This is a genomic window from Pseudooceanicola sp. (genome assembly GCF_029213205.1).
In the GTDB taxonomy this organism is placed as follows: Bacteria; Pseudomonadota; Alphaproteobacteria; order Rhodobacterales; family Rhodobacteraceae; genus Pseudooceanicola.
In genome coordinates, this window is record NZ_JARGNH010000004.1 from 144,467 (window position 1) to 156,335 (window position 11,869).

The window sequence follows — 11,869 nt, forward strand, 5'->3', positions numbered from 1 at the left end:
CTGACAGGAAATTCAGACCATGGGCCGCTCTTGGGCGGACCAAAATCGCCCGGGTTCGGGCAAAGGGTGCGATATGGCGACGAATTCGGGTGGTGACAGCAAAAATACGCTCTATTGCAGCTTCTGCGGCAAGAGCCAGCACGAGGTCCGCAAGTTGATCGCGGGCCCGACAGTGTTCATTTGTGATGAATGCGTTGAATTGTGCATGGATATCATCCGTGAGGAAACCAAGACCACCGGGCTGAAAAGCTCGGACGGGGTGCCGAGCCCGCATGAGATCTGTAGCGTGCTCGACGATTATGTGATCGGTCAGTCCAAGGCCAAGCGGGTTCTGTCGGTCGCGGTGCACAACCATTACAAGCGGCTGAACCATTCCGCCAAATCTTCGGATATCGAGCTGGCGAAATCCAACATCCTGCTGATTGGCCCGACCGGCTGTGGCAAGACGCTGCTGGCGCAGACGCTGGCGCGGATCCTCGACGTGCCCTTTACCATGGCCGATGCCACCACGCTGACCGAGGCCGGTTATGTCGGTGAGGATGTCGAAAACATCATTCTCAAGCTGTTGCAGTCCAGCGAATACAACGTCGAGCGGGCGCAGCGCGGCATCGTCTATATCGACGAGGTCGACAAGATCACCCGCAAGTCGGAAAATCCCAGCATCACCCGCGATGTCTCGGGCGAGGGGGTGCAGCAGGCGCTGCTGAAACTGATGGAAGGCACCGTTGCCTCGGTGCCGCCGCAGGGCGGGCGCAAGCATCCGCAGCAGGAATTCCTGCAGGTGGACACCACCAATATCCTGTTCATCTGCGGCGGTGCCTTTGCCGGTCTCGACCGGATCATCGCCGCGCGCGGCAAGGGCAGCGCGATGGGCTTTGGTGCCGATGTGCGTGACAATGACGACCGCGGCGTCGGCGAGATCTTTCAGGATCTCGAACCCGAGGATCTGTTGAAATTCGGTCTGATCCCGGAATTCGTCGGCCGTCTGCCGGTGATCGCCACGCTTGAGGACCTGGATGCCGATGCACTGGTTACCATCCTGACCCAGCCGAAAAACGCACTGGTCAAGCAATACCAGCGGCTGTTCGAACTGGAAGACACCAAGCTGACCTTCACCGAGGATTCGCTGATCGCGATCGCCAAACGCGCGATCGAGCGGAAGACCGGTGCGCGCGGGCTGCGCTCGATCCTCGAGGATATCCTGCTCGACACCATGTTCGATCTGCCCGGCATGGACAGCGTCGAAGAGGTGGTGGTGAACGAAGAGGCGGTGACTTCATCCGCGACGCCGCTGATGATCCACGCCGAAGCCAAGAAAGAAGGCACCAGCGCCGGTTGATCGGCCCGCCTTGACAGATCGAAACGGGTCGGTGCCGCAATGCACCGGCCCGTTTTGTTTTGCCCCTTTGCATTTTGCCACGCCGCACAGGCTGCGGGTTCTGGCGCTTTCTGAAAAAGCTGGGCAGGATCACCGCGCAGTCCAGAGCAAGAGGGCGAGATGGAACATATCAGGATCGAATCGGGCGGCGCCTATGAACCCAAGATCGGCTATTGCCGGGCGGTGAAAACCGCCGATGGCTGGGTGCATGTGGCGGGCACCGTCGGGCAGGGTGAAACCGTGGTCGCGCAATGCCGCGCCGCGCTCGACGTCATCGGCAAGGCGCTGAGTGAGGCCGGGGCCAGTTTCGCAGATGTGGTGCGGGTGCATTACATTCTGCCGGATGTCGCCGATTTTGAGCCCTGCTGGCCGGTGCTGGCCGAGGTGTTTGGCGCCCATCCGCCCGCGGCCACGATGTTCCAGGCCGGGTTGATCGACCCGGCCTACAAGATCGAAATCGAGGTTACCGCGAAAATTGTCGCGCGAGGCAACGAAGGGCCTTAAGTCGCGCCTTCACATCGGGCCTCGGGGCTGGACCTGAGCGCGCCGATGCGCCATATCAGAGAGACCCAATCCGGAGGTTGCCCATGGGCCTGTTCAATTCGGTTCTGCGTGCTTTGACATGGTGGAACGGTGCCACTCTCAACACGTTGCTCTACACCTCCCGCAAGGGGGTGAAGGTGGGCGAGGATGATCAGGGCAACCGGTTCTTCCGCTCGCGCGATGGCAAGCGGCGCTGGGTGCTGTTCAATGGCGAGGTCGAGGCCAGCCGGATCAGCCCGGATTGGCATGGCTGGCTACATCACACCTTTGACAAGGCCCCGACCGACGCGCCGCTGTCGCATAGGGCCTGGGAAAAGCCGCACCAGGAAAACCTGACCGGATCGCCGCTGGCCTATGCGCCGTCCGGTTCGATTCGTCGATCCGATACCGCGCCGCGCCAGGATTACGAGGCCTGGAGCCCGGAATAAAAGGGCGACTCGAATGGCTGAAAACACAACAGAAGTCTTGGTCGGCGGCGCGGTTCTGGCGCTGGCCATCGGCTTTGGCATCTATGCCGGCAAGATCGCCGGCCTGGCACCGGGCGGCGCCGGTTATCCGCTCACCGCTTCCTTCCGCGCCGCCGACGGCATCCAGATCGGCACCGATGTGCGATTGGCGGGGGTCAAGGTCGGCACCGTGACCGATATCGCACTGAACCCGGAAAGCTATCGCGCCATCGCCACCTTCAGCGTCAGCGACGGTGTCAAAGTGCCCGATGACAGCGCGGTCCTGATTTCCAGCGAAGGCCTGCTCGGCGGCAACTACCTGGAACTCTCGCCCGGCGGATCGGAATTTTATTTGGAATCCGGGGACGAGGTTCTGGAAACCCAGGGCTCGATCAGCTTGGTCGCCCTGTTGATGAAATTCGTCACCAAAACGGGTGAATGATGCTGCGCGCGGCTCTGATTTCGGTGTTGGTATCGCTTGCCACGGGCGCCATGGCGCAGGTGGTCGATGGCATCGATGGCGCCACCACCGAAGAGGCACGCACCAGGATCGGCACCGGTGCGCGGCTGAAGGCGCTGGACAAGTTCAACGGTCAGGTTTCGGAATTCGACATGCGCGCAGGCGGATCGGCGCAGATCGGTCGGCTGGTCATCACGCTGCGCGAATGCCGCTATCCCGATGGCGATCAGGATGGCGATGCCTATGCCTTTCTGGTGATCACCGAACCGTCGAAATCCAGCGAACCGTTGTTTTCAGGCTGGATGGTCGCCTCATCCCCGGCGCTGAACGCGCTGGATCATTTCCGCTATGACGTCTGGGTGATGCGCTGCAAGACCGACTGAGCATTGTCCGGCGGCGGCGGCGCGGTGAAATCCGCCCTGCGCGCCAACGCTTCGTGCAGGCGGGCTTGATACTCGGCGCGCGAGATTTCGATGGCGCCGAGCGAGGCGAGATGCGGGGTGATGAACTGGGTGTCGAACAGGGTGAACCCGGCCTGCCGCAACCGATCCACCAGCCAGACCAGCGCGATTTTTGACCCGTCCCGGCGCCGCGAGAACATGCTTTCGCCAAAGAAAGCTGCGCCGATGGTCACCCCGTAAACCCCACCGATCAATTGTCCCCCGGCGCTGATTTCCAGAGAATGGGCGTGGCCGAGCTCATGCAGTTCAAGGTAGAGCTGCGCGATTTCGGCATTGATCCAGGTTTCCGGGCGATCGGCGCAGGCATCGACCACCCCGGCGAAATCCCGGTTGACGCTGACCTGATAGTCCATCCGCCGCAGGGTTCGGGCCAGTGAGCGCGAGACATGGAACCCGTCGAGCGGAAAGATCCCGCGACGGCGCGGATCGACCCAGAAGATATCCGGATCGTCCCGGCTTTCGGCCATCGGGAAAATGCCCAGCGTGTAGGCATGCAACAGCAGAGCGGTGGTGAGGGAGTCCGAGTCTTTCATGGCCGGGCCAGAGTGGCATGGGGCGCAGGGTTTGGCGAGGCCGGATGCGAGGGGGGGGGTGGCGGCCCCCACGCTGACCCGCCCCCCATTAGGGGGAGGCGAGCGGTTGGATTGCGCGTTATTCGGGGCGGAAGCTGGGGCGGCTCAGGCGGTGAGGTTGGCCGCGAGCCATTTTTCCAGCCAGTGAATGTTGTAGTTACCGCTCTGGATATCCGGTTCGGCGAGCAGCGCGTCGAACAGCGGCACGGTGTTTTCCACCCCGTCGACGATCAGTTCGGACAGGGCGCGGTGCAGCCGGGCCAGCGCCTCGGGCCGGTCGCGGCCATGCACGATCAATTTGCCGATCAGGCTGTCGTAATAGGGCGGGATCGAATAGCCGTCATAGAGTGCGGAATCCATCCGCACGCCAAGGCCGCCGGGAGCGTGGTAATGGCTGATCCGCCCGGGGCGCGGCGCGAAATCGGGCAGCCGCTCGGCGTTGATCCGCACCTCGATGGCATGGCCGTTGATTTGCAGATCGTCCTGGGTGAAGGACAGGGGATAGCCCTCGGCCACCCGGATCTGTTCGCGCACCAGATCGACGCCAAAGATCGCCTCGGTCACCGGATGTTCGACCTGCAGCCTGGTGTTCATCTCGATGAAAAAGAATTCACCGTTCTCATAAAGAAACTCGATGGTGCCGGCCCCGGCATAGCCGATCTTGGCGATCGCATCGGCGCAGGTCTTGCCGATTTCGGCACGCATTTCGGCGCTGATCGAGGGGCCGGGCGCCTCTTCGAACACTTTCTGATGACGCCGTTGCAGCGAACAATCGCGTTCGCCCAGATGCACGGCACCGCCCTTGCCATCGCCAAACACCTGGATCTCGATATGGCGCGGGGTGGTCAGGTATTTCTCGATATAGACTTCATCATTGCCAAAGGCCGCCTTGCTTTCGGCGCGGGCCGTCTGAAAGGCGCTTTCCATGTCGGCGGCGGTCTGCGCCACCTTCATGCCGCGTCCGCCACCACCGGCGGTGGCCTTGATGATGACCGGATAGCCGATCTCGTCGCCCAGCCGTTTGGCGGTGGCAAGGTCGGCAACCCCGCCGTCCGAGCCGGGCACGCAGGGCACGCCAAGCGCCTTCATCGTGTCCTTGGCGGTGATCTTGTCGCCCATGATGCGGATATGTTCCGCCGTCGGGCCAATAAAGGTCAGCCCGTGATCCTCGACGATCTGCACGAATCCGGCGTTTTCCGACAGGAAGCCATAGCCGGGGTGGATCGCCTGGGCGCCGGTGACCTCGCAGGCGGCAATGATCGCCGGGATATGCAGGTAGCTTTCGCTGGAAGCGGGCGGGCCGATACAGACGGATTCGTCGGCCATCCGCACATGCATGGCATCGGCATCGGCGGTGGAATGCACCGCGACGCTGCGGATGCCCATTTCGCGGGCGGCACGGATCACGCGCAGAGCGATTTCTCCACGGTTGGCAATCAGGATCTTGTCGAACATTGCGGTGGCCCTATTCGATGATCATCAGGGGCGCGCCGTATTCGACCGCCGATTTGTCCTCGACCAGAATGCGCTTGATCGTGCCCGCACGCGGGGCGGGGATCTGGTTCATTGTCTTCATCGCTTCGATGATCAGCAACGTGTCGCCTTCGGCCACCTTGTCACCGACCGAGACGAAAGCCGGGGCATCCGGTTCGGGTTGCAGATAGACGGTGCCGACCATCGGCGAGGTCACCGCGCCGGGATGGCTGGCCGGATCTTCTCCGCCGCCGCTGGAGACCAAGGCGACCGGGGCCCCGGCGATGGGTGCGGCTGCGATGGGTGCGGCGGCCGGGGCAGCGGCGACGCTTGTCACGACGGTGTTGGTGCGGCTGACGCGGACGTTCAGCCCGTCATCCTTGCCGTATTCGCGTTTAACCTCGATCTCGGTCAGATCGTTTTCGCGCAGCAGGCCCGCAAGGGCCCGGATAAAATCAACATCGGTCTCGTGCGACTTGTTGGTCATGCTGTCCTCGATGATATTACGGGACCCTTCGCTGTGGTCCGCACCCGCCGCTTATAGGCGATGGAAAGGCCGGTGAAAAGTGACCTATGCGCCGTCGTGGCCTCGGGCAGGCGAAAACCCCGGGGCCGGGCCGGCCCTGGCATGAAAATGGCGGGCCCGAACGGACCCGCCAGCGCCATCCGCCCTCAGCGGGGATCAGCAATTCATCCGGTTTTCGATCAGCTCGTCCACCACGCTGGGATCGGCCAGGGTCGAGGTGTCGCCAAGCGCGCCATAGTCGTTTTCGGCAATCTTGCGCAGGATCCGGCGCATGATCTTGCCCGACCGGGTTTTCGGCAGGCCGGGGGCCCATTGGATCAGGTCAGGCTTGGCGATCGGGCCGATTTCGGTGCGCACCCAGGTTTCCAGCTCCTTGCGCAGCGCCTCATCCGGCTCGACCCCGTTCATCAGGGTGACATAGGCATAGATGCCCTGGCCCTTGATCTCATGCGGGTAGCCAACCACGGCGGCCTCGGCGACTTTGACATGGGCAACGAGGGCGGATTCGACCTCGGCAGTGCCCATCCGGTGGCCAGAGACGTTGATCACGTCATCGACCCGGCCGGTGATCCAGTAATAGCCGTCCTTGTCGCGTCGGCAGCCGTCACCGGCGAAGTAATAGCCTTCGTAATCGCTGAAATAGGTCGTCTCAAAGCGCTCGTGGTCGCCATAAACCGTGCGCATCTGGCCGGGCCAGCTGCCCTTGATGGCCAGCACACCCTCGCATTCGGTGGCGGTGATCTCGGCGCCGGTTTGGGGGTCGAGCACCACCGGCTGCACCCCGAAGAACGGCAGGGTGGCCGATCCCGGTTTGGTCGCGGTGGCGCCGGGCAGCGGGGTGAGCATATGGCCGCCGGTCTCGGTCTGCCACCAGGTGTCGACGATCGGGCAGATGCCCTTGCCGACCACATCGTTATACCAGTTCCAGGCCTCGGGATTGATCGGCTCGCCGACGGTGCCCAGCAGCTTCAGGTCGGAGAGGTCATATTTTTCGACCCATTCCTTGCCCTGGCCCATCAACGCCCGGATTGCGGTGGGGGCGGTGTAGAACTGGTTGACCTTGTGTTTTTCGCAGACCGCCCAGAACCGTCCGGCGTCGGGAAAGGTCGGCACGCCCTCGAACATCAGCGTGGTGGCGCCATTCGCCAGCGGTCCGTAGATGATATAGCTGTGGCCGGTGACCCAGCCGACATCGGCGGTGCACCAAAAGACGTCACCGTCGTGGTAATCAAAGGTGATCTGGTGCGTCATCGCCGCATAGACCAGATAGCCGCCGGTGGTGTGCACCACGCCCTTGGGCTGCCCGGTGGAGCCTGAGGTGTAGAGGACAAACAGCGGATCCTCGGCGTTCATCTCGGCGGGTTTGGCATAATCGTCCGCCTCAAGCGCCAATTCGTTGTAATCGTGATCGCGCCCGTCGATCCAGGTGGTCTGCGCCCCGGTGCGGCGCACCATCAGCACCTTGACGCTGTCCTTGCAATGCAACAGCGCCTGATCGGTGTTGGATTTCAGCGGCGTGGCGCGGCCGCCGCGCGGGGCGTGGTCGGCGGTGATCACCACCTTGGCATCGCAGCCGTTGATCCGGGCGCCAAGCGCATCGGGCGAGAACCCGGCAAAAACGATGGAATGCACCGCGCCGATCCGGGCGCAGGCCAGCATTGCATAGGCGGCCTCGGGGATCATCGGCAAATAGATGATCACCCGGTCGCCTTTGCGCACGCCCATATCCTCAAGGATATTGGCCATCCGGCAGGTGCTGCGGTGCAGGTCGCGATACGAGATATGCAGCGCGTCATCCTTGGGATCATCCGGTTCCCAGATGATCGCGGTCTGATCGCCCCGGGTTTCCAGGTGCCGGTCGATGCAATTGGCGGCGACATTCAGGGTGCCGTCTTCGAACCATTTGATGCCGACCGAGCCAAGGGTGAAATCCACCTCGGAGACCTTGCTGAACGGTTTGATCCAATCGACGCGGGCGCGGGCCTGCTCAGCCCAGAAGGCATCTGGGTCAGAAATCGAGGCCTTATACATCTCGGCGTATTTGGCTGCGTCGACATGGGCCTTGGCCACAAAATCGGCTGACGGGGAATAGATTGCATCGGTCATGGTCGGGCCTTCGTCTTTTGGTTGTCGGATCAAACGTCTCTCAACCACCCGCGAGATGCAACACGCGGATGGCAAATCTCAGATCGCCAGATATTCGGCGCGCAGCTCGGCATTGCCCAGCACCTCGGCGGCGCTGGCGTCAAACACCACCGAGCCGGTGTCCAGGATCACCGCGCGGTCGGCCAGTTCCAGGGCGCGCACCGCATTCTGTTCGACCAGGATCGTGGTGATCCCTTGCTCCTTGATGATCCGCAGGGTCTTTTCGATCTCGTCCACGATCACCGGTGCCAGCCCCTCATATGGTTCGTCGAGCAGCAGCACCTTGATGTCGCGGGCCAGGGCGCGGGCGATGGCCAGCATCTGCTGTTCGCCGCCTGACAGGGTCACGCCCTCTTGCTTGCGGCGCTCGCCGAGGCGCGGAAACAGCTCATAAAGACGGTCCAGGGACCAGCCGATTGGCGGGGCGATCTGCGCCAGTTGCAGGTTTTCCTCGACGGTGAGGCCGGGGATGATGCAGCGATCTTCGGGCACCAGGCCGATCCCGGCCTGTGCGGCCTGATAGGATGACATCAGGTGCAGCGGCTGGTGATCCAGCCAGATCTCGCCATGCGTCACCTGCGGATCGTCCATCCGCGCGATCGAGCGCAGCGTCGAGGTCTTGCCAGCGCCATTGCGGCCCAGAAGCGCCAGGATTTCGCCCTCATGCACGTTAAAGCTGATGTTCTGGACGATGTAGCTTTCGCCGTAATAGGATTCCATGTCCCAGACGCTCAGGAACGCGGGGGCGGTTTCGGCGAGGTTCTTGCCTTTGGAAAAGTCGGGTTTGACGTTCATCTCTGTCGCTCCTTAGGCCACGGCCGTTTCGCCGAGATAGGCTTCGCGCACCTTGGGGTGGCCTTTGATGTTCTGCGGCACGTCCTCGACCAGCGGGGTGCCCTGAGCCAGCACAGTGATCCGTTCGGCCAGGGAAAACACCACATGCATATCGTGTTCGATGATCGCGATGGTGATGTCGCGTTCGTCCTTGATCCGCTTCAGCAGGTCGATGGTGTTGTTGGTGTCGGCCCGCGCCATCCCGGCGGTGGGTTCGTCGAGCAGCAACAGCCGTGGTTCCTGGGCCAGACACATGGCGATTTCCAGCCGCCGCTTGTCGCCGCGCGACATTGAGGCCGAATGCATGTGCCGCTTGTTGGCCAGGTTCATGCTTTCCAGCATATGCTCGGCCTTTTCGATGATGTCCTTTTGACCGGCGATCGAGGTGATCGCGTTCAATTCAAAGGATCCGTCGCGCTTGGCAAAGCAGGGGATCAGCATGTTTTCAATAACCGTCAGGTTGCCGAAAATCTCAGGCGTCTGGAACACCCGGGAAATCCCCATCTGGTTAATCTCATAGGGGGTGCGCCCCAACACCGACTGCCCGTCGAACATGACGCTGCCGGTGTCCGGGATCAGCTTGCCCACCAGCACATTCAGCAGGGTGGATTTGCCCGCGCCGTTCGGTCCGATGATCGCATGCACGCTGTTCTCGGCGATGCTGAGGTTCACATCGCCAAGCGCTTGCAGACCGCCAAAGCGTTTGCCTACGTTCTTGATTTCAAGGATGCCCATCTTGGTCTCTCCTTATTCGGCAGGTTTGGATTGCGAAGCGGCGTCGGGTTTGTCACCGGACTTGCGCCGGAACAGCCGTGCCAACCGCTGACCGCCTTCGACCAGCCCGCCCGGCAGGAAGGTCACCACCAGCATGAACAGCAGCCCGAGGGTCAGGTGCCAGCCCGGTCCGACGAAATGCTCGGTCACCCAGACCGCCGCATTTTCCATGCCCTGCGGCAGGAAGTCGAACCAGCCATGCAACACGCTGTCGTTGATTTTCGAGAAGATATTCTCGAAATACTTGATGAAACCAGCGCCGACCACCGGCCCGATCAGGGTGCCAGCCCCGCCAAGGATGGTCATCAGCACCACTTCGCCCGACGCGGTCCATTGCATCCGCTCGGCCCCGGCCAGCGGGTCCATCGACGCCAGCAGACCACCGGCGAGACCGGCATACATGCCCGAGATCACAAAGGCGGCCAGCGCATAGGGGCGGGTGTTCAGCCCGGTGTAGTTCAGCCGCGTCTTGTTGGCCTTGATCGCCCGCAGCATCAGCCCGAATGGCGAGCGGAAGATGCGGATCGACAGATAGAAGGCCAGCAGCAGCATCATTGCGCAGAAGTAGTAGCCGGTGTTGAACTGGAAATCCCAGCCGCCGACGACCAGTTCGTAGGTCGAGCGCATCTCGGCACCAAAGAAGTTGGTCACCGGGATGCCGCCGCTTTCGGTGGCCGAAACCCCGAGGATGCGCGGATCGTTCAGGGTCAGTTGCAGCCCGGTCTCACCATTGGTGATCGGGGTCAGCACCGAATAGGCCAGGTTGAATGACATCTGTGCAAAGGCCAGTGTCAGGATCGAGAAATAGATCCCCGTGCGCCGCAGCGAGATAAAGCCGATGATCAGCGCAAAGATCCCGGCGACGATCACCGACAGGATGATCCCCGGAATGACATTCATGCTGAGCAGCTTGAACATCCAGACCGCGGAATAGGACCCGACCCCGAGAAAGGCGGCATGGCCGAAGGAGAGGTAGCCGGTCAGCCCGAACAGGATGTTGAAGCCGATGGCGAAGATGCCAAAGATCACAAATCGCTGCATCAGGTCGGGATAGCCCGCGTTGAACTGCGCCATGGCGCTGCCGCTCGGGAAGGGGTTGAGGATGAATGGTGCCAACATCGTCAGCACGGCCACGATGACCAGGGTTTTGAAGTCTTTGCTGTGAAGACCCAGCATGGATTACTCCTCCATCACGCCCTTGCGGCCAAGAAGGCCACGAGGACGGGTCAGCAGAATGATAATGGCGACGAGGTAGATGATGATCTGGTCGATGCCCGGGAGCAGCGACTTGACCTCGTTCATCGAGGCGAAACTTTCCAGGATGCCGAGCAGGAACCCGGCCGCGACGGCACCGGGCAGAGAGCCCATGCCGCCGACCACCACCACCACGAAGGACAGCACCAGGAAATCCATCCCCATGTGATAATTGGGCGAATTGATCGGCGCATACATCACCCCGGCCAGCCCAGCCACCGCCGCGGCGATGCCGAACATGATGGTGAAGCGTTTGTCGATATTGATGCCGAGCAGCCCGACGGTCTCGCGATCGGCCATGCCGGCGCGCACCACCATCCCAAAGGTGGTGAAGCGCAGAAAGGCAAAGACCGCACCGATCACCACCGCCGCAAAGGCGAAATAGACCAGCCGCCAATAGGGATAGATGATCACATTCGGATCAAAGCCGAACATCGCGCCGAAATCGAGCGAGCCGCGAAACGCCGACGGGGCAGGGGTCTGGATCGGGTTGGCACCGTAGTAATGCTTGACCAACTCCTGAATGACGATGGCCAGGCCAAAGGTCACCAGAATCTGGTCGGCATGTTCGCGCTTGTAGAAATGCTTGATCAGCCCGCGTTCCATCACATAGCCGATGCCGACCATGATCGGAATCGAGAACAGGATCGCCAGTGGCACCGACCAATCAATGATTGCGGCGCCGACATCGGGGCCGAACCAGCTTTCGACATAGGCGGTTTTGACCTTGGCTGGATTGCCAAGGAAATCCGTCTTGGTCGGATCGATGGTTTCAAAGCTGAAGCTCAGCAGTTTGTTCAGGGTGACGGCGCAGAAGGCACCGAGCATGAACAGCGCACCATGGGCGAAATTGACCACCCCCAGGGTGCCGAAGATCAGGGTCAGTCCGAGCGCGATCAGCGCATAGGCCGATCCTTTGTCCAGACCGTTCAGAATTTGCAGAATGATTGCGTCCATTGTCTCTCTCATGGGAAAGACGGTGGTGCGTGCAAGCACGCACCCT

Annotated in this window: 13 protein-coding genes; 5 read left to right on the forward strand and 8 right to left on the reverse strand. The window is 61.8% G+C overall.

Translation table 11 applies throughout. The annotated features are described in order from the left end of the window. The first annotated feature begins 73 nt into the window (after positions 1-73). The 5 genes from clpX to P1U48_RS05405 all read left to right on the forward strand — a co-directional run bounded on the left by clpX (position 74) and on the right by P1U48_RS05405 (position 3,210). Complete coding sequence (gene clpX, locus P1U48_RS05385; protein WP_301067847.1) at positions 74-1,339, forward strand: ATP-dependent Clp protease ATP-binding subunit ClpX; 1,266 nt, start codon at positions 74-76, stop codon at positions 1,337-1,339. Positions 1,340-1,498: 159 nt separating this feature from the next. Further along, positions 1,499-1,882, forward strand: a complete 384-nt coding sequence (locus P1U48_RS05390) for a RidA family protein (RefSeq protein WP_301067848.1) — start codon at positions 1,499-1,501, stop codon at positions 1,880-1,882. Between the two features lie 83 nt (positions 1,883-1,965). Continuing rightward, positions 1,966-2,349 carry an NADH:ubiquinone oxidoreductase subunit NDUFA12 gene (locus P1U48_RS05395; protein WP_301067849.1) on the forward strand — a complete coding sequence of 128 codons (384 nt, stop codon included), beginning with the start codon at positions 1,966-1,968 and terminating at the stop codon, positions 2,347-2,349. Between the two features lie 13 nt (positions 2,350-2,362). Further along, on the forward strand, positions 2,363-2,809 hold the full coding sequence (gene mlaD / locus P1U48_RS05400; protein ID WP_301067850.1) for an outer membrane lipid asymmetry maintenance protein MlaD: 447 nt from the start codon (positions 2,363-2,365) through the stop codon (positions 2,807-2,809). Next, a complete protein-coding gene (locus tag P1U48_RS05405; protein ID WP_366142864.1) occupies positions 2,806-3,210 on the forward strand; it encodes a DUF2155 domain-containing protein in 405 nt (134 codons plus the stop codon). The genes mlaD and P1U48_RS05405 overlap by 4 nt, the downstream gene beginning before the upstream one ends. Here P1U48_RS05405 and aat read toward each other — a convergent pair. The 8 genes from aat to P1U48_RS05445 all read right to left on the reverse strand — a co-directional run bounded on the left by aat (position 3,174) and on the right by P1U48_RS05445 (position 11,823). After that, positions 3,174-3,821 carry a leucyl/phenylalanyl-tRNA--protein transferase gene (gene aat, locus P1U48_RS05410; RefSeq protein ID WP_301067851.1) on the reverse strand — a complete coding sequence of 216 codons (648 nt, stop codon included), beginning with the start codon at positions 3,819-3,821 and terminating at the stop codon, positions 3,174-3,176. The two genes, P1U48_RS05405 and aat, sit on opposite strands and share 37 nt — an antisense overlap. A gap of 144 nt (positions 3,822-3,965) precedes the next feature. Beyond that, positions 3,966-5,315, reverse strand: a complete 1,350-nt coding sequence (gene accC, locus P1U48_RS05415; RefSeq protein ID WP_301067852.1) for an acetyl-CoA carboxylase biotin carboxylase subunit — start codon at positions 5,313-5,315, stop codon at positions 3,966-3,968. 10 nt (positions 5,316-5,325) lie between these two features. Beyond that, entirely contained in the window at positions 5,326-5,820 is a 495-nt protein-coding gene (accB, locus tag P1U48_RS05420) for an acetyl-CoA carboxylase biotin carboxyl carrier protein (RefSeq protein ID WP_301067853.1), read from the reverse strand. 195 nt (positions 5,821-6,015) lie between these two features. Further along, positions 6,016-7,965, reverse strand: a complete 1,950-nt coding sequence (gene acs, locus P1U48_RS05425) for an acetate--CoA ligase (protein WP_301067854.1) — start codon at positions 7,963-7,965, stop codon at positions 6,016-6,018. 78 nt (positions 7,966-8,043) lie between these two features. Continuing rightward, positions 8,044-8,799 (reverse strand): ABC transporter ATP-binding protein, encoded by a 756-nt coding sequence (locus P1U48_RS05430; RefSeq protein WP_301067855.1) that lies wholly within the window; start codon positions 8,797-8,799, stop codon positions 8,044-8,046. 12 nt (positions 8,800-8,811) lie between these two features. Further along, complete coding sequence (locus P1U48_RS05435; RefSeq protein WP_301067856.1) at positions 8,812-9,573, reverse strand: ABC transporter ATP-binding protein; 762 nt, start codon at positions 9,571-9,573, stop codon at positions 8,812-8,814. A 12-nt stretch (positions 9,574-9,585) separates the two neighbouring features. Next, complete coding sequence (locus P1U48_RS05440; protein ID WP_301067857.1) at positions 9,586-10,788, reverse strand: branched-chain amino acid ABC transporter permease; 1,203 nt, start codon at positions 10,786-10,788, stop codon at positions 9,586-9,588. 3 nt (positions 10,789-10,791) lie between these two features. Then, positions 10,792-11,823: a branched-chain amino acid ABC transporter permease gene (locus tag P1U48_RS05445; protein ID WP_301067858.1), complete on the reverse strand. Its 1,032-nt coding sequence runs from the start codon at positions 11,821-11,823 to the stop codon at positions 10,792-10,794. Between the last annotated feature and the right edge of the window lie 46 nt (positions 11,824-11,869).